Source organism: Methanobrevibacter sp. UBA412, from assembly GCA_002495685.1.
Lineage (GTDB): Archaea > Methanobacteriota > Methanobacteria > Methanobacteriales > Methanobacteriaceae > Methanobrevibacter_A > Methanobrevibacter_A acididurans.
Genome location: DAGJ01000024.1, coordinates 28,618 through 48,118, shown reverse-complemented (window position 1 = coordinate 48,118; position 19,501 = coordinate 28,618). Strand labels below are relative to the sequence as shown.

The 19,501-nt window shown below is 27.7% G+C and carries 13 protein-coding genes and 1 pseudogene; 2 read left to right on the top strand and 12 right to left on the bottom strand.

The genetic code is table 11. The features are described from left to right. Positions 1–26: 26 nt before the first annotated feature. The 8 genes and pseudogenes from mobB to BP997_RS07425 all read right to left on the bottom strand — a co-directional run bounded on the left by mobB (position 27) and on the right by BP997_RS07425 (position 9,412). Positions 27–740, bottom strand: a complete 714-nt coding sequence (gene mobB / locus BP997_RS07460) for a molybdopterin-guanine dinucleotide biosynthesis protein B (protein WP_413824555.1) — start codon at positions 738–740, stop codon at positions 27–29. 195 nt (positions 741–935) lie between these two features. After that, on the bottom strand, positions 936–2,144 hold the full coding sequence (locus BP997_RS07455) for a Coenzyme F420 hydrogenase/dehydrogenase, beta subunit C-terminal domain (RefSeq protein WP_409198132.1): 1,209 nt from the start codon (positions 2,142–2,144) through the stop codon (positions 936–938). Positions 2,145–2,149: 5 nt separating this feature from the next. Then, entirely contained in the window at positions 2,150–4,225 is a 2,076-nt protein-coding gene (gene fdhF / locus BP997_RS07450; RefSeq protein WP_413824558.1) for a formate dehydrogenase subunit alpha, read from the bottom strand. A gap of 199 nt (positions 4,226–4,424) precedes the next feature. After that, positions 4,425–5,251 (bottom strand): annotated as a pseudogene (locus tag BP997_RS07445) (formate/nitrite transporter family protein). A gap of 332 nt (positions 5,252–5,583) precedes the next feature. Further along, on the bottom strand, positions 5,584–5,904 hold the full coding sequence (locus BP997_RS07440; RefSeq protein WP_409199106.1) for a DUF2149 domain-containing protein: 321 nt from the start codon (positions 5,902–5,904) through the stop codon (positions 5,584–5,586). Between the two features lie 26 nt (positions 5,905–5,930). Next, a complete protein-coding gene (locus tag BP997_RS07435; protein WP_409198135.1) occupies positions 5,931–6,572 on the bottom strand; it encodes a MotA/TolQ/ExbB proton channel family protein in 642 nt (213 codons plus the stop codon). A gap of 53 nt (positions 6,573–6,625) precedes the next feature. Continuing rightward, positions 6,626–7,306, bottom strand: a complete 681-nt coding sequence (locus BP997_RS07430) for a DUF2162 family putative transporter (protein ID WP_409198136.1) — start codon at positions 7,304–7,306, stop codon at positions 6,626–6,628. Between the two features lie 318 nt (positions 7,307–7,624). Beyond that, a complete protein-coding gene (locus tag BP997_RS07425) occupies positions 7,625–9,412 on the bottom strand; it encodes a right-handed parallel beta-helix repeat-containing protein (protein ID WP_413829069.1) in 1,788 nt (595 codons plus the stop codon). A gap of 695 nt (positions 9,413–10,107) precedes the next feature. Here BP997_RS07425 and BP997_RS07420 point away from each other — a divergent pair. Next, complete coding sequence (locus BP997_RS07420; RefSeq protein ID WP_413824567.1) at positions 10,108–11,913, top strand: right-handed parallel beta-helix repeat-containing protein; 1,806 nt, start codon at positions 10,108–10,110, stop codon at positions 11,911–11,913. 134 nt (positions 11,914–12,047) lie between these two features. Continuing rightward, the gene (locus BP997_RS07415; RefSeq protein ID WP_413824570.1) at positions 12,048–15,596 is read left to right on the top strand and encodes a right-handed parallel beta-helix repeat-containing protein; all 3,549 of its coding nucleotides are present in this window, start codon (positions 12,048–12,050) and stop codon (positions 15,594–15,596) included. A 182-nt stretch (positions 15,597–15,778) separates the two neighbouring features. Here BP997_RS07415 and BP997_RS07410 read toward each other — a convergent pair whose 3' ends face one another. From BP997_RS07410 to BP997_RS07395, 4 genes are read right to left on the bottom strand one after another with little or no spacing between them, the layout of a single operon-like run. Then, the gene (locus tag BP997_RS07410; RefSeq protein WP_413824573.1) at positions 15,779–16,351 is read right to left on the bottom strand and encodes an FmdE family protein; all 573 of its coding nucleotides are present in this window, start codon (positions 16,349–16,351) and stop codon (positions 15,779–15,781) included. A 31-nt stretch (positions 16,352–16,382) separates the two neighbouring features. Continuing rightward, positions 16,383–17,198, bottom strand: coding sequence for an ABC transporter ATP-binding protein (locus tag BP997_RS07405; protein ID WP_413824575.1), 816 nt, complete (start codon positions 17,196–17,198; stop codon positions 16,383–16,385). A gap of 43 nt (positions 17,199–17,241) precedes the next feature. Continuing rightward, a complete protein-coding gene (locus BP997_RS07400) occupies positions 17,242–18,267 on the bottom strand; it encodes a FecCD family ABC transporter permease (RefSeq protein ID WP_413829067.1) in 1,026 nt (341 codons plus the stop codon). A 23-nt stretch (positions 18,268–18,290) separates the two neighbouring features. Then, on the bottom strand, positions 18,291–19,391 hold the full coding sequence (locus tag BP997_RS07395) for an ABC transporter substrate-binding protein (protein WP_413824580.1): 1,101 nt from the start codon (positions 19,389–19,391) through the stop codon (positions 18,291–18,293). Positions 19,392–19,501: the final 110 nt, after the last annotated feature.

Here is a 19,501-nt window from a genome sequence, read left to right as displayed (position 1 = left end):
ATCACATAAACCAAAAATTATTTTAATCAAACTTTTTTATTATTAATTAATATTTCAATTTTATTAAAATCCTTAACCCCATACTCAGTAGTTTTTAATGAATTTAACATTCCCAAAATAGTATTTTTCATAAAATCATTTACAAAAGCATTAATTCCAATATTAACACCATCAACTGAAACAGAAATATCTGCTTGTTTTTCTAAATCATATTGTAAATTTCCATCAATAAAAGCTTTAGCTATTACTTTACCATCATTATAACCACAATCATCAACAAACAAAGTGTCAATTATATCATAACCATAATTTTCAATTTTATCAACTAATAAACTAACATCAGAATCATCCATATTTTTCGCATCAACAGACGCAATAGTAAAATCATCAACAACATCCGGAGTTGTAGCAATTTTTGGATAATTATAACCTTTAAATCCTTCTATGACAACAAAATCTGGTTCAGATTCGGAAATAATTTTAATTAAAAACAATATCCTATCAAGAGACAATTGTTTATCTATATTAAAAAATGTAGAAGATCCAATTCCAACAACAGTTTCAGAACCTGCTTCTTTGTGTTTAAAAGTATCAGTTCCTTCTTTATCCATAACCATATTATGATGTGAATGTTTTATACTAGCTACTTTAAAATCTCTTTTTTTAAGTTCCTTAATGATTCTTACAGTTAAAGAAGTCTTCCCACTATCTTTATTTCCAACAACAGAACAAATTCTCATAATAAACACCTAATTTTTATAAATAGTAAATTTTTTAGAAAAATTCAGAAAAATAAGCTTTTACAAACTAATAATTATAATTAATTTAGTTTTTTTTAATTTATATATATTTAATATGATATGCAATGCACATCGATTAATAAAAAAAGAATATTGAAATAAAACCATAAAAGGTTTTATTTCCTAAAAAAATGTTTATCTGTTATCCGGTAACTCAAATTCAGTGAATGGTAAAGGTACATCGTCGTTTTCCACACCACTATAATAACCAAAGATATCTTTAACTTTATTGTTTACAGTAGCGAAAATTTTGGAAACTGGAATTTCACATGGACATACTTCAGAACATTGACCACAGTTAGTACATGCATCTACCATATGAACCATACGAGTTAAATGGAAAAATGGAGCTGCAGGTGTGTATCCTCCAGGTACCCATTCAGGTCCTTCGGTTTCAAGACAACAATCTTCACAATAACATAAAGGACATGCTTCACGGCAACCATAACATTTCATACAAGTGGACATATCTTTTTTGAATTTATTTAATACATCAAGAATATCTCCAGTTGTGCCTGCAAAGTCTTTCTCTTTTTGTTTAGATGCTTGTTTAACCATAATATTATTGATTTTATCCCGAATTTCAATACCTTTTTCAATAGGTTCTGCTGTTTCGATTAATTTTTCATCAATAACACCGTTTAATATTTCAGCACCTTTATCAGTGAAAACTTCAACAAATGTAGCTTTACCAGCTAAATCTCCAATAACACCCCAATTACCTAAAGCTATATCAGCATTAGATGGAATGTTCATATCACATCTTTGACAGTTTTCTCTTCGGCCCATACCTTCTGCTTCTAATTCATCGATTTTGATTCCTTTTTCTTCACCATCTTTAGTTTCTACAATAAGTTTTCCTTTAGCTATTTCTTCTTTAGCAACATCAGCAGGGTTTACACCATAGACTTCTTTAAACATTTTCATAGTTGGAACTGGTGGTAATGTTCCACCACAATTTACTCCTACCATTATAACATTATCTTCTATAATTCTACCTTTGCGCATTAATTCTCTAATGGTCATTGCATCACATGGTTTACATGTAACAGCTACCTTGAAATCTCTTGCACCATCAATATATTTTGTTAAAAATTTTGCTAAATTTAGAGTACCACAATGTAAAGAACCAGCAGATTTAATAATATCTTCAGGATCAGTGATTAAAATAGGTTTAGCATCATATAAATCGAATCCTTCTTCAACCGCTAGTACTGCATCAACAGTTCCAGATTTTAAAAGGTATTTCATTATAGTGGTTACAACACCACCATATTCTCCTTCGTCATAAATTGCATTGTCTGCAGAATATGCATAATATTTATCGTTAACTTTTACTGACATGCGATCTACTCCATTTTTTCCACTTTAATAGCACATGCTTTTAATTCAACCATTTTACATTTAGGATCAAAAGAATTAGAATTAGTTAACATGTTAGCTGCACATTCTGTAAAGTGCATAGGTATATTTACAATTCCACGTTTAATATTATCAGTGACCCTAGCAGCTATTTCAATACTTCCTCTTCTAGAACTTGCTTTGACTATTTCTTTATCAAGTATACCTAATTCTTTAGCATCTTCACTATTCATTTCAATATATCCAGTTTTAACCTCATTATCTAAAGTTTTACATCTTCGAGTCATTGCAGCATGATAATGGAACAATACACGTGTAGTGGTTAATAATAATGGGTATTCATTATCAGTAACTTCAACTGGTCCTCTATGTTCTTGTGGCATGAAAATAGCTTTACCATTAGGACGTGAGAATTTTTCTGTATACATTAATGGTTGACAAGGATCATCCTCACTTAAACAAGGCCAATGTAAAGCTTCAGGTGAGTCTAATCTTTTACGATCCATTCCAGCCATTATTGGTGCACATTCTCTAATTTCATTAAAGATATCTTCTGAAGTTTCATAATGGAATTGTTCAGGGTGAGCATCTTCACCCATTCTTATTGCTAATTGTTCCATTATTTTCCAATCTAACATTGCATCACCAGGTGGGTCTTGAGCTTTGTGTAAACATTGTACTCTTCTTTCACCACTGGTAAATGTTCCTTCTTGTTCTCCCCAACCTGCTGCTGGGAATACAACATCTGCTTCAGCTGCAGTATCAGTCATAAATAATTCTTGAACAACAAGCATATCTAAGTTAGCTAATGCTTCTTTTGTATGAGTAATATCCGCATCAGATAAAACTGGATCTTCTCCATGAATATATAATACTTTTAAATCTCCAGAATGAGCAGCATTCATCATTTCAACTAATGTTAATCCTGGTTTTGTTGATAAATTTGTACCATAATAATTGTTAAACCAGTCAGTAGTTTCTTGATCAGCAACTTTTCTGTATCCAACATAATCTGTTGGAAGTGCTCCCATATCACAAGCACCTTGTACGTTATTTTGACCTCTTAATGGATTTACACCAGCACCTTCTTTCCCTAAGTTACCAGTTAACATTGCAAGATCTGCAGTACACATTACATTATCTGCACCATGTGAATGTTCTGTAATACCTAAAGAGTATACAATAGCTGCTTTATCTGCTTTTGCATAAGCTTCTGTTATTTCTATAAGACTATCTTTATCAGCTTCAGTTATTTCACATACTTTATCCATATCATATTTAGATACAATTTCTTTTAATTCTTCGAAATTTTCAGTTCTGTCTTTAATAAATTCAGTATTTTGTAAATCATTATCAATAATATATTTCATCATACCATTCATTAAAGCTACATCAGTACCTGTTTTGAATTCTAAATATTTATCTGCTATTTTAGCTGTAGGTGTATATCTTGGGTCAGCAACTATAATTTTTGCCCCATTCTGTTTAGCTTTGATTAATTTTCTACCAAATAATGGGTGTGCTTCCATACTATTTGCACCAATTACAAATATGACATCAGCTTGCATTATACTGTCAAATCCATTAGTCATAGCACCTGAACCGAAACAAGTTGCTAATCCTGCTACAGTAGGACCGTGACAAATACGTGCACAGTGGTCTACATTATGAGTTCCACATGCTACTCTAGCAAATTTTTGAGTTACATAAATATTTTCATTAGGGGATCTAGCACAAGCATAAAATCCTAATTTATTCGGATCTTCTGCTTTCACTTCATTTAGCTTATTTGCAACTAAATTTAAAGCTTCATCCCAAGAAGCTTCTCTAAATTCCCCATTTTCTTTAATTAAAGGAATAGTTAATCTATCTTCCCGGTTAATAAATTCATATCCAAAATTACCTTTTGGACAAACTTTTCCTTCATTAACAGGATGCCTTTTCCAAGGTTCAACTCCTATAATTTTCCCATCTTTTACAACAAAATTTAATCCACAACCAGTACCACAGTATGGACAAATTGTTGGAACATATTCTATTTTTGGGACATTTTTCGCAACCATTTTATAATCTCCATATTAATAAAAGTTAAAATTGTTAAATATTTTATAATAAACAACAAATTTTAACATAATCCCTAAACAAATTACATTTAAATATTAACTTTTAATTAAAAAAATAGATTTTAAGGAATAAATAATTACTCCTTAAAATCTAAATGAAAAGTTAATAATATAAACAATTGTTTAATTATTTTTTACTTTATTCTTTAACATATACATACCAGTAGGCGCATGCTACAAATAATGCTCCACCGATAATATTTCCGATTGTAACTGGTATTAAGTTATTCCATAATAATTGTACTACTGATATTTTTGCACCTAAGAACATACCTAATGGTATGAAAAACATATTAGCTACACTGTGCTCGAAACCTAAAGTTACGAAAGCATAATTGGTACCCAAATACCAACAATTTTACCAATTATATCATCAGAAGCTACAGCCATGTATACAGCTAAACAAACTAGCCAGTTACATCCAATACCTCTTATTAAAGCTTGTACCCAAGTGATAGATTTAACAGCTTTACCAGCTGATAAGAAACTTGCTCCACCTAATGCTTTAGTGTTTGCAACTGTAAGTGCATTGCCCATAAATGGATCTGCAGTCATTAAACCAGATAAGTATGCTAATACGAAAGCAACGAATAAAGCTCCTACGAAGTTGAAAACCCAACTTCCAGCCCAATTCTTACATAAATCTCCAATGCTAGATTTTCCATCTAAAACACCAGCAGTCATATACATAACATTACCAGTAAATAATTCGGATCCACAAATTACAACCATAATTAAACCTACAGGGAACACTGCACCAAATACAAATTTACAAATACCCGGAGGGAAACCCGCTGCAGCCATTCCAGCATTACATATTTCAGCTAACATTCCACCAAATGCAATGTAAGCACCAGCAAGGAATCCTAAAATTGCAAGAGATGCAATTGAAAGATTATTTTTACTTCCACCGATAGATGCTACAGCTTTTGCTGTATCACCCGGACTTTTAAAAGATGAACTCATTTTTTATTACCTCTTTTATACTATCCCATATTTAAAAAAAATAATACTCGATATAATTACCTCACAATAAAGAGTATTATGTATACTATTTAACATTTTTATTATAAAAACTATTTACGATATGAATTAAAAAGTAAGATTTATATACTAGTTTTAACAATTACAAAACTCGAACAAAATAACAAATAAAATAAAATTTTAAAACTAAATAATATTAATAACCAAAATTAGTAGAATAAAATTATAGTATATCTGAAAAAAAATAAACTTTAAAAACAAAAATATTAAAACGATATGAACAATCTTAAAATAAAAAAATAAAAAGTAAAAAATTAAGATGAAACCATAACAAGTTTTCCCGTATCAGGATCTTTATAAACTTTACCTACTTCACTATACCCTTGACCAGAAGAACTCCCACTAGCAGTTGTATCATTAGTAAAAGTTTCTCCAGTACTAATCTGTTGAGTATTTTGAGATTGCTGAGATTGCTGAGAAGTTTCAGATAGAATATTTGGATTAGCACTTAAAGCCAAAATAGCAAATATTAAGAACCCTAACGCTAAAACTAACATAGCATCAGATAAATTTGTTAAAGATGCCATCGGATCATCATCATCCATTTCAGTCAAACGTTTTCTTTTTCTTAAAATTTAAAACACTCCTTTAAAACATCACATTATATCTTTGATAATTTTTCAAGCACAGATTCCGCAACTGTCTCAAGAGTTGTTAAATCTGATTCATACCATTGTTTTTTATATTTAGACACCACATAAGACAAAGAACTGATAGTTAAACCAATGACAGTAGTATCAAAAGCAATAGTTAAAGAACTAGCTAAAGTCGCTATTTGACCAGAACCTAATGCAGAAAGACCAGGACCTAAAGGAATTAAAGTACCTAATAACCCAAGTACAGGACCAAGCCGAACAAAAATATCAGTGAGATTAGTCTTTTTTAATAAAATCATTTGCTCATCTTCAACTAATTTTGTAGCAAAAGATTTTCTAGCTTCTAAATCTAAATTATGATTATCAATAATATTAACAATAATATCTTTTTGAGTATTAAAAAGAGTACTTGACTTAACATGATTTTTAATTTCTTCAGGACTTGAAGAATTATCTACATCATTTAAAAGAGTTTCTAATTCTCTTTTTTTCATTGGCTTTCTAGTATATTTTTCATTAATTAATCCACCGATAGCCAATATAGATATTATTAAAAATAGGACTAAAAGCACTACAACAGGAGTAAGTAAACTTTCAGACACAATATGAATAAATGTAGTTAATATTTCAGTACCAACTATTATCATTATAAATTTTCTCCATTTTTTTATAAAAAATTAAAACAATATTTATATTATATTTATTGATTTTTCTTTAAACTATAATCATTAAGAAATACTCCTACAATGATTAATGATATAATTCCAATAATTAACATTATAACTTCATATGTCGGAGTTAATATTGTAAAAGGAGTAAAATCTTCATAATTTAACCCTTTAACACAATTAAAAGTCAAACCAAAGATCATGACTAAAATTGATTCTAAAATTATAAATTCACTAATTCCTCCAGGAATTTGTTTAATAGCATTTTTTAAAATCCATGAAGATAATATAGACATTATTAAAAATATTATAGAAACAATTCCAGCATTGAAAAATATTGAACTTTGAGGATTCCATATAGCAACTAATGAAAATATTAATGTAAATTGGCAGATTATGGTAATTAAAAGTATTAATGAGTTAATTTTTGCTTTAACCTCATTTTTATTCCATTTATATAAATAAAACATAATTAAAATTAAGAGAATTAATCCAACTGTAAATAGGACATATGGAATAATCTTACTAAAAAATGTTAATAAACTACCATAATTTAATGCAATTACAGACATGATAAATATTAATATTGAGTAAATAACCGAAAAGGTAATAGACTTTTTAAAATTTAATTTTGCAACATCCAACAATAATCCAAAGTTAATAGCAAATAAAATTAAAATAATTATTAAATAATACCAAATTAAATTTAACATTTTTTATCACATTTTTCTATTATAATATAATTTATTTAATCGGTAATATTATATAAAAGTTTTCTTAAATTTAAATTCTTTAAAAAAATATATTTAAAATTTATGAAGGTTAATATAAAAACAAAAGAGCGACTATGATTAAATATAAAAAATATTAATAAATATTAAATAATTAAAAGAATAAGACATTAAAAAGCTTTTTTTTAAATGGTTTTTTCATTAAAAGCCGAATCGGCATGTAATTAAATTCATAACGAAAATTATTCTATGAAAAATTTATACTAAAAAAATAAAAAAGAAAAAATATGAAAATTAAATTTAAATTTTTAAATCATTTTTCAAGAATCTTATGATGTACTCACGATAATAAAAACCAATTGCAATTATTATTAGTAATAATAAACTTGGAATACCTAAAACTCTAAATGAATCTTCATCTAAACTTAAAGCTTTTGTAACTGGAGAATTAGCAGCAGTTGAAGAAGCTTGTGATGTTTTACCTGCACTAGAAGAGCTACTAGAACTTGAACTAGAAGAACTACTAGAGCTTTCACCGCTAGAACTAGTACTTGAAATAGTATTACCAGTTAAACTCACACTACCACTAGAAGTTCCTGAATTAGAACCACTACTTGTACTAGAACCTTGAGATCCACTACCTGAATTAGTAGTTGTGCCATTACTATTATTATTAGAATTATTATTCTGATTTTGATTATTATTATCTTTCCATTCTTGAACATTAACATTAAATGATTCTGTTGAACCTCCAAAATTAACATTAGCTGAAGATCCCACTCCACCAGATACAGTGAAAGTTCCTGAACCTTGACTTACAGACATTTGTTGACCTACACCATTAACAAATACTGTAGCAACAAAACTTGCTAAATTTGTAACAATTTGTCCATTATAAGTATATATGACATTAAAAGTATTGGATCCTGATTGTGTTAAACTTGCTTGAATAATTCCTGCTTGAATTCTTGGACAAATAAATCCATTATTTGTATTTCCATTAAACCAATTAGCTCCAACAACAATTCCGCCAAGTTCTTCATAAATACTATCTCTAGCTTCTAAACAGTGCCCAGTTCCTTTTTGAAAAGCATTATATTCCAAAGTTAAACCTTTTGAAACTTTTTTATAATTTGCACCAAAATTGACACCAATATTTCCACCAGTGAAAGAGTTACTCACTATTTTAAAATTATTAGTCTCTGCATTAATATTGATACCATTTCCATTATCATTAAAAGTATTATTTTTAAGGTTTACATTAGATATAGAATTAAATACAATAGCATACTTTTTAGATACACCACCATTATTATTAAAGATATTATTTGTTATATTTAATGAATCTACATTTTTATCTACTTTAATTCCTTCTTCATTTGAATAAAATGTATTTTTTAATATTTCAATATTTTTGGAATTAGTTAAATATAAACCATCTATCTTGTTAAATGAGATATAATTCTTTTTTATAATAGAATTTTCAATATTATCTAAGTAAATACCGTTTTTAGCATTATTCGTAATCGTATTATTCATAATAAGTAAATTATGAGCATTTATTCCATAAATTCCATTTCCATTAGTGGAAATTATATTATTAATTATTGAAACATAATTAGCACCATTAATAAAAATTCCATCACCATCAGAAATAATTTTAAATCCTGTAATATTTGTACTAGATGCATTTTCAGTTACTGTAAAAACTGGATTATTAGATGAAGAATTAATAACTGTACCATAACTTACTAAGTTTGATGGTTTATTAATTATTAAATTTAATCCATGATAATAACTTCCATTAAAAATGAAAGTAGATCCTGCAGGTGATGAATCCAAAACATTTTGAATAAAATCATTGAATGTTTTATTTGAATTATTATATGATGATTGGTCTCCAATATAAACAATATTTGAACTATTTGAAATTAAATTTTCAGAAAGTATACTATTTGAATATTGAGTATTATTTTCATCAAGTGAAATATCAGACTCATTAGTTATATTAACTTGTGAATTTTGATTTAATATACTATTTAAACTTGAATTTGTAGAAATATTATTTTCATTTAATGGTTGTGCCATAACAAATCCTGTGTTTATTAATAATATAGTGAAAAATACCAATATGATTGATAATTTAGTAAATTTATTATTCAGGTTTTTCACCTCCTTAAAAAAATAAATTTTTAAATTCCACAAACTTATTACATTATATTAATATTTAATAAAATCTTTCTTTGATATACATATATATACCTTTCGAAAATAGTTAAACAATTTTTTTGAGGAAATATTAAAAATAATATTTTAAAATTAAAATTAAAATATGAAATTAAACGAATATATACAAATAAAAATAGCACTTATCTTATGTAAAATTGTTTAAAACCAATAATTTAATTTATTTATAAATATTTAAAAGAATTAATAATTAAATCATTCTAAAAATTCTTAGATTACAAATTCAAGAAATTTTTCATTGAAAAATATATTTATGGTCAAGTCTCAATTATTAAAAAAAATTTGTCAATCTAAATTTTTTCGAAAAACATTTATATTCATAACGTGTATATATAATTAATACTAATATTAATAAAAAATTTAAAGTAAAAAATAGTGGATATTTTTAAAGATTACAACTATTTTTTTATTCTGAAATTAAAGAATTTATATTCTTAAATATTGGATATTATTTATGGAAAAAATAATGATTAAAAATTATTTTTTTAGTAATATTAGTGTTAATTTTTAAAAAATTTAAATGGAGAAAAAAAATAATGGATTACAAAAAAATATTACTTCCATTAGTATTATTAGTATTATTAACTGTAACTGTCTCTGCTGTTTCTGCTGCAGATATAGCAAATGATACTACTGTTTCAAATGATGCTTCAAATTTAGCAATCAATGATGTATCAACTGTTTCAGCAAGTCAAAGTTATAATATAACATCTGGTTCTAATACTAGTACTATACAAGGAATAATTGATAATGCAAATGCTGGAGATAGTATTCAGTTTGCTGCAGGTGATTATAAAGATATTGATCAAGTAAACATTACTAAACAATTATATATTAGTGGTGCTGGAAACAACCAAACTAATATTTACGGTTTAGGTGATGGTAACAGTAACTCAATATTCAATATAATTGCAGGTAACACTACTACCCCTGATGGAACAACAATAAGTGGAATATCCTTCCACATGACACAAAACAATGCTTCTAAAGCAAATGATAATGGTTATGGAATTTACTCAAATAGTGTAAAAGATATAGCAATTTCTAACTGTTCCTTTTATAATGGAGCAAGTGGAGTTTACTTTGGTAGATGTACTAACTGTTTAGTAACAAATTGTTACTTCACAGGTGTAACAGAAAAAATAACTCACGACGGAAATAAAGAAAAAGGAGATAAAGCAGTAAACATAATGGGTGGTAACAATATCACCATTCAAAATAGTGTTGTTGAAGGAAATGTACTTGATGCAATATCTGTAGCATCTAATGCTCAATATGTTCAAGTTATTAACAATTACTTCTATAATGCTTCCTATGGAATGTACTTCGGTGGTGGAGTAGGTTACATAACAGTTAAAGGTAACACTTTTGATAGTGGAATAGCTGATGCAATTTCTCTTACCAAATCTGCAACCACAACAACTATTATAAACAACACATTCAAAAACTTAAAAGTTAACCAATGGGGAAGCACTGTTATTTACTCTGAAGCAAGTAACACCGCACATGGATACCCAAGCCCAATAGGTAATATAACAATTACAAATAATATATTCTCTGCAGCTGAAGGTCAAGACCCAGCTCAAATTACTGCATTTGAAATATACAACAAAGCTACATCCTTAGATGTAACTGGTGCAATCACATTAGCAAACAATGCATACAATAACGTTACACCATACAAATATTTCCAAGCAGATTGGGAAGGAAACAGTACTAATGGTACTGTAATCATAACTAACCCATACAGTAACACAAAATTAACCGCAGAAAACTTCACTGAAACTTATGGTGACGGACAAAACTTCACTGCTACCTTAACCGATAGTAACGGATACTACGTAGTAGGTCAACATATCGCATTAAACCTCAGCCGTAATGGTCAAAGTAAAGTTTACTGGACAACAACTGATGAAAACGGTCAAATCCAATTACCAATCAACTTATACATTGGAGATTACACTGTAACCTACAGTTTCGCAGGAAACACTAAATACAATGCAAGTATGGGAACTGCTAACATAGGAGTTAAAGCTCCTGAAAACAAAACCGTAACAGTCTTAACTGTTAACAATTTAACTGAAGTTTATGGTGCTGCTCAAAACTTAACCGGTACATTAACTGCAAACGGCGGAGCACTTGTAGGTCAACATGTTGCAATAAAACTCACCAACAGTAACGGACAAAGCAAAGTATACTGGAGAACTACTGATACAACAGGATCATACCAAATCCCAATCGAATTATACGCAGGTAGTTACACAGTAAACGTTTCATATGAAGGAACCAGCTATTACACATCCTCATCTGTTGACGGTACTATTACTGTAACAAATGCTTAAATAAAATAAAAATCTTTATATTCTGATAAATAGAACTAATTAATAGTTCTGTTTTTATCAGAATATTTTTTTTCAAAAAAACTTAACATGTGTTATAAAATTTTAATATAAATAAAAAAATTTGAGGATAAATAATGGAGAAAAAAATATTCTTATTAATATCTTTAACTTTATTAATTTCTATATTTTCTATAAGCTCTGTGATGGCTGCAGATATTAATAATACAGCAAGTTACTCAAGTATTAATCAAGATATTAATAATACAAATATTAATCAAGAGATATCTGCAAATTCAATAAATACAATAACAGAATCACAGGATATTAATGAATCAACTAATAATTATAAACTTGGAACAAGTAATGGAACAACTTACATAGTAGATGGTTCAAGTAAAAATCAGATGGACAATCCAACTATTCAAGATACTATTAACAAAGCAAATGCTGGAGATACTATCCTTATTACTGGAACAAGTTATGTACATTGTCATATAATAGTTAATAAACAATTAAATATTATAAGTAATTGTGGAACTACAATGTCGACTTGTCCTTCAAATACTCAAGGTTCTAATGGATTAGGTATATTTTACTTCACATCAGAAGCTTCAAATTCTGTACTTTCAGGATTTACTTTAATAAATGAAGTAGAATCCGGAAATATTGTAGATCCTTATGGTATATATATCAATGGTGGAAATAACATATTAATCACTAACTGTACTGTTAGTTCTACAAATGGACAAGCCATACTTATTAAAGGGGCTAAAAATACTACAATTTCTAATTCAAACATAAAAAATTCAATTAAAGGAATAATACTTGAAAATTCAGATAGTACTTTAATTAAAAATAATTATATTCATGAAAACACATTAAATGGTATTAGTTTGGATGAGGGTGTTTCACAAACCACAATTGATATGAATAATATTACTGCTAATTTATATGGAATTAATGCGAGTACAGCAGATAATGTAAAAATATTAAATAATAAAATTTTTTATAATAGAAATATTCAAGACCAAAGCCGTGCCACAATGGGTGCTGGAATATATGTTAATAATAATATTACTAATATGTTAATTCGTGGAAATTTCATATATGAAAATGGAATGTATGGAATATTCAATGATTATCGTGTAAGAAATCTTATAAATCAAAATATTCAAATAGTCGATCAAAATTTCTTTGGATTCCATAAACAAAGAGCTGTTTTCACTGCAGTTTATACAAAAAGTAATAATGGAGATTATGATTATAATGCAACTACTGATACTTATACTTATGTAGGTGATGGTAATGGGCATTATACTACTGGAACTGGACAAATATTTATATGGAGTAATATTTACTATGGCGAACTATTTTGTGGAAGTACATCTTATGCTCCAGGAGAATTAAGAAGTGCTAATCCTTATAAAGATCTTATAGTTGGAAATATTACACAAGTATCCAATGGTGTTTATTCATTTTCTTTTGTATATAAAAATAATGGAAGTGTTGCTACAGATTTTAACAGTGTTGAAATGACATTCTTTTTAAATAAAAATAATACTGCTACAAGCCCTGTAACAGGTGATATTTATAGTATTACTGAAATACATAATGGTACAGCTGTAGTTGACTTTAGAAATGCTAGTTTTTTAAAGACTGGAAATAATGTTACAGTTATTGGTCCTGGAATGGGGTCATTAGATGGTGGTAATAGACCATATGCATTTTATAATGTAAATGATTCTGATATACCTACTAATAAAAGTATTGATACTATTTTAACTGCAAACGACTTTAAAGAAATATACGGTGCAGGACAAAACTTCACTGGAAAATTAACTGACAACCAAGGAAACCCAATAATCGGACAACACATAGCATTAAAATTAACTAACCCGCAAACAGGCGCTAATAAAATATACTGGCAAACAACCGATAACAACGGAGAATACCAACTAGAAATTAACCTCTACCCAGGAGTATATACTGCTGAATGTTCATTTGGGGAAACAAGTCAATATGTTGATTCTAGTGCAAGTGCTACTATAAATGTTATTACAACAAGTCAAAAAAAAACTAAATTAATTGGATCTGATTTAAATTCTATTAAAGGAAGTTATTATAATGTATTGTTAATTGATAATGATACCAATGCTCTTGTTAATCAAGAGCTTTTAATAACTTTTTATAATGGAAATCAGTCCATTTCTTATACTTTGTATACTAATGAAAAGGGTGTAAGTGAAATTCAGATAAATTTTAATCCAGGAAATTATACTGTTAAAGTTGAATATTTGGGAAATGAAAAATATGCACCTTGTGAAACTACTAATAAAATTATAATTAATAAAAATAATATATTATACATTCCTCAAAATATTAGTAATGATGAAATTCAAAAATTAATTGATTCAAATAATGAATCAAATATACTATTTTTAGGTGAAAATTATAATAACATTTCTTTGATAATTAATAAACCATTAAACATTACTACAAACATTAACACAACATTAAATGGAATAAATGGTAGTGAAATATTTTTAATAACTAAATCAGGAATGAATTCAAATATAAGTAATTTTAACTTCATAAGTTATGAAGGAACTGGTATAAAAATAGAAAATACTAGCAATATTAAACTAAGTAATAATAGTATTAAAAATATTTTAGATTCTGAATATAAAACAGAATATGCAAAAGGCTTAAAAATAATGCCCGGAAATGGTGTTGGCATATTAAATAGTAGTAATATAGTATTAGAATATAATACTATTAGTTCATATGAAAATGGAGTTTATTTAAACAACTCTCAAAATATTTTTGTAAATAATAATATTTTAAAAGAAAATAATTACGGAATAAACTATGATTATAATGTAAGTAACACAAAAGTTTTCAATAATACAATTAATGAAAATGTGGGAAATTATACACTTGAAGTTCCAGAAGGACCATTAGGTTATGGTATATATCTAAATAACTCTGGAGTAAATGCAAGTATAATAAACAATAGTATAATTAATAATTATATTGGAATACTTATTGATTCTAATTATAGTACCGGCATTACTATAACTAAAAATCTTATTTGTGAAAATGCATTAGAAGGAATTACTTTTTGGAAACATTATGATTTAGCAGAAAATGCGATATATCCAGTTGTTACAGATAATGCAATATATAATAATGCTAAAGGACCTAGTATGATGATTTTAGGTGAAATGAGTGCTAATCCAGAAGGAATTTATGGACCTGGACAATGGAATGATAGTTTAAAACTTGTTATTGGTGCAAATTGGTATGGTACAAACCATTTAGTAACTTGGGATTTAAATGGTACTGTTGGAGCTGGAACAATGTGTCCTAGAATAAAAACTACCCCAATTACATTTAATATAACCTGTACAAAACCTGGAACATATAATGTAAACTTTTACAAGAATAATACTTTAGATACAAATCTCCCAACATTCACACTATTTTTCACACTCAATGTTAATGGAACTGAAACCGAAATAGAAATTACTAATGGAACAGGGACTATTACATTTAATCCTTCAGAATATAAATCTAGTGATAATATTATTGAAGTATCAGCAGGTTCACTTAAAAGTACTGAACGTATTTATTATGTGATTGAGAAATATAATGTTCCCAACAATGAAATACCTAGTTATTAAAATTTAAAAAGTTATATAAAAAAATATTTTAATTTTATATTTCCTATTTTTTTAATTTTTTTAGAAATTATAAGAAAATATTTAAATTGTAAACTTAAACTAAAAAAAGAAATTTTAAAAATAATATTAGAAAAATTTAAAAAAAATAAATTTATGTATAATTAAAAAAATTATTTATTTTTTTAATCAATTAATTCATAATAGGATTCTTCAGCACATGATTTACAAATAGGTCTTCCAGCTCTAACTAAATGTCTATCATCAGTGACTTTTTCTCCACAAACTGAACAAAATGTACTTGTATGTGCACTTCCAGGTATTTGAGCATCAGGAATAGGTCTAATTTTAACTTTTTCTACATTAAATAATTCTTCTGCAGGAGTGTCCATGAATCTTTGAATCATTTCTGCTTTAGTTTCACATATATCTTCTTTACTATTTGCATCTGCATCTGACACACGGATAGCTTCTTTTGTATCCATATTATAAAAAGTTACACCAAATTTCCCATAATACATTTGTTTTAAACTTCTTTTACCCATACTACATTTTGTAACTGATTGCACTGCATCTGCCATGCATCTATCTATTTCAACAAAAACAATTAAGTTTTTATGACGAGTATTTAATTCCATACCCATAAGATCCATACCATACATGGCCAATTTGGTTCCTATTGCTATTCCTCCACAAACTTCTCCATGAAATTCTTTTGCTTTTGCTAATTGTTCTTCATATGCTTCTTTAGTTATCATTTTTTTTCTCCTTTAATATTTATTTTAATAATTAAATTTTTTTAAAATTTTCAAGATTAAGGTTTAAATTCGTTTTTAAAGGTATACAAACTTTCCTATCCTCAAAATTTATTAACTTCACATTAATACCATAAGCTTTTTTAAGATTTTCTTCAGTTATTACATCTTCAGGTGTGCCAAAATCAATAAATTTTTTATTTTTCATTATAGCTACTTTATTACATGCTATAAATGCATGATCTGGAAAATGTGAAGACATAACTATAGCTAAACCTAATTTAGATAAATTTTCTAATATTTCAAGTAATTTTATTTGATTACCAAAATCTAAATGAGATGTAGGTTCATCTAAAATCAAAATATCTGGTTCTTGTGCTAATACACGAGCTAAAAATACTAATTGACGTTCTCCTCCACTTAAATTAGTATAAGGTTTATCTTTTAAATGATATATTCCAATATTTTTTAATGCATTTTCCGTAATCGTTAAATCTTTTTCTTTTGGTGCTGCTGAAAGGTTAATATAAGGTGTTCTCCCCATTAACACCACATCAAATACTGAAAATGGAAATGAAGGAATATGACCTTGAGGGATATAACCAATCATTTTTGATATTTCTTTAAAAGATAATGTTTTAATGTTTTTTTTATTTAATAAAATTTCACCATTATTAATTTCATGTAAACCATTTAAACATTTTATTAAAGTAGTTTTTCCTATCCCATTAGGACCTAATATACATAAAATATCACCTTTTTCAATATTGAAAGTGATGTTCTCAAAAATTTCGGGAGAATCTTTTTCATAAGAAAATGAAATATTTTTTACTTCCATTATTTTTTCCATATCTTTTTTCAACTCATTTAATTAAATATATTTTACAATTTTTTTACCATTGTGAATAACCTTTACGTAATAAATATAAGAATATTGGAACTCCAATTAGTGCAGTTAATATTCCTAATGGTATTTCAATAGCTATAACTGTTCTAGATATAGTGTCAATTAATAACAAAAAACTTGCCCCAATACTTAATGAAGCGGGTAATAATAATTTATGGTCCGGACCAACTATCATACGGGTTATATGGGGAACTACTAATCCAACCCATCCAATAACCCCACTAATACTTACTCCTGCAGAAGTTACAAGAGTACATGCAAATATAAGTATTATTCTTAAACGATTAGGATTTAAACCTAAAGATTGTGCTTCATCATCCCCCATACTTAAGAGGTTTAAATGCCATCTTAAAAGTAAGATTATAACTAAACCTATAAACATTGGTATTAATATCATTAATAATTGATCTGTGGTAACTTTTCCTAAACTTCCCATTAACCAAAACACAATTTCAGGTAATTTATCATAAGGATCAGCTAAAAATTTTGTACCGGAAATAAGTGCATTAAAAAATGCAGACACAGCTATCCCTGAGAGTACTAATAATAAAGTTCCTTCTATTTTATAACTTTTAGATATTAAATATGTGATAGATACAGATATTAAACCAAAGATAAATGAACTTAGTTGTATAAAGAAATTTCCTGCTGAAAAAAGTATAGCTAAAGCTGCACCAAATCCTGCACCGTTACTCACACCAAGTAAATCTGGAGACACTAAAAGGTTTTTAAATAAACCCTGAAAAGTCGCACCTGCAATAGATAAAGAAGCCCCAACCAATACAGCCGCAATTATACGAGGTAATCTAACATCAAAAACTATACTAGAAATTGTGGGTGAAACTGCCAAATTAGGGAATATTGGAGATAAAATTGTTTGTATTACCTGTATTGGAGTAATAGGATATCTTCCAACCATAAAAGCTATAAAAAAAAGAATTATAGGTAAAAAAATTAGGATACTATAAGCGATAATTTCATGATTTTTTGATAATAATCCAGATTCATCCATATTTTAACCAATGTTATAATTCTTTATGCAATTTGAGATTCGTTCAATCCAGAACTTTTAAGTAAATCAGTTACTTGTTGATCATTTAAGTCTATATGATAGTAGTCAGAATAAAATTCTTTAGTAACATCTTTTAAATGAATATCAGAATATTGATCTGGATATAATACTTTAGCTGTCCATGGTACTCCTATAATAATATTAGCACCTGGTGGTCTATCAAACCATTTAAATGGGGATTGTGGGGATAAATAAACTTGATGATTTTTTACTGCATTTATATTTGACCATGTTGGGTCTGAGTATACTTTATTATAAAAGTCCGGATCATTTGCAATAATCACATCAGGGTTCCATCCTACAACTTGTTCTATGGAAACTGAAATTTGACCTTCACCTTCTTGTGTTCCTACATCAGCAATATTGTTTCCCCCACATAAACTTATTAATTGAGAATGTGAAGTACCATTTGGATCTGTGCTTAATCCATCTTCTCCCTCTGCATAATAAACTGTTTTTCTTTGATTATCAGAAATTGTTGAATTAACTTCTTTAACTTTGTTGATGTACTTATCATTAAATGCACATAATGAATTAGCCTTGTCTTCAGCTCCAATTAATTTTCCTATAAATTTAATAGAAGAATCAATTTTAGTTACATCTGTAGTATCATTTACACCTACTACAGGTATTGTTCCAAATTTTTCTTGTCTATCGGTTATTGTAGAGTTATCTGAACTTCCTTCATCTAAGGATTCTACAACTACATCAGGATCAGATGCTATGAATTGTTCATAATTCCCATCATTTGAACCATACCATCCTCCTATATTAGGTAAATCTTTATATTGGCTAGGAACATATTCTAATTCTTCATTAGTCCATTGGAAATTGAGGCCTCCTAATTTTTCAGGAGCTAACATGTAAATTATTGTTGTCATAGGAGGACTTGTTGCAACTACTGTGTTTATTGATGATGGTACTGTTAATGTTCTATTTGCCATATCAGTTATTGTTGTATTTCCTTTTGATGTGGAAGAAGGGGACATGAAAGCTGTTACCCCAATAGCACATATAAGTAAAATCATTAAAAGGATTAATATTATTTTTGTTTTCTTTTCCATAATTATCACAAAACTGAGAATATCTTAAATTGTTTTAATATTATACATTTATTGCTAACGTTAAATTTAATTTAAATCTAATTATTAAAGTTAATATAAATATATATTAA

Excerpts from the sequence above, each read along its gene's own strand:
- mobB (WP_413824555.1), bottom strand. The coding sequence starts at position 740 with ATGAGAATTTGTTCTGTTGTTGGAAATAAAGATAGTGGGAAGACTTCT.
- BP997_RS07400 (WP_413829067.1), bottom strand. The coding sequence starts at position 18,267 with ATGGATGAATCTGGATTATTATCAAAAAATCATGAAATTATCGCTTAT.
- BP997_RS07455 (WP_409198132.1), bottom strand. The coding sequence starts at position 2,144 with ATGTCAGTAAAAGTTAACGATAAATATTATGCATATTCTGCAGACAAT.
- BP997_RS07405 (WP_413824575.1), bottom strand. The coding sequence starts at position 17,198 with ATGGAAAAAATAATGGAAGTAAAAAATATTTCATTTTCTTATGAAAAA.
- BP997_RS07425 (WP_413829069.1), bottom strand. The coding sequence starts at position 9,412 with ATGGCACAACCATTAAATGAAAATAATATTTCTACAAATTCAAGTTTA.
- BP997_RS07420 (WP_413824567.1), top strand. The coding sequence starts at position 10,108 with ATGGATTACAAAAAAATATTACTTCCATTAGTATTATTAGTATTATTA.
- BP997_RS07395 (WP_413824580.1), bottom strand. The coding sequence starts at position 19,391 with ATGGAAAAGAAAACAAAAATAATATTAATCCTTTTAATGATTTTACTT.
- fdhF (WP_413824558.1), bottom strand. The coding sequence starts at position 4,225 with ATGGTTGCGAAAAATGTCCCAAAAATAGAATATGTTCCAACAATTTGT.
- BP997_RS07430 (WP_409198136.1), bottom strand. The coding sequence starts at position 7,306 with ATGTTAAATTTAATTTGGTATTATTTAATAATTATTTTAATTTTATTT.
- BP997_RS07435 (WP_409198135.1), bottom strand. The coding sequence starts at position 6,572 with ATGATAATAGTTGGTACTGAAATATTAACTACATTTATTCATATTGTG.
- BP997_RS07410 (WP_413824573.1), bottom strand. The coding sequence starts at position 16,351 with ATGATAACTAAAGAAGCATATGAAGAACAATTAGCAAAAGCAAAAGAA.
- BP997_RS07415 (WP_413824570.1), top strand. The coding sequence starts at position 12,048 with ATGGAGAAAAAAATATTCTTATTAATATCTTTAACTTTATTAATTTCT.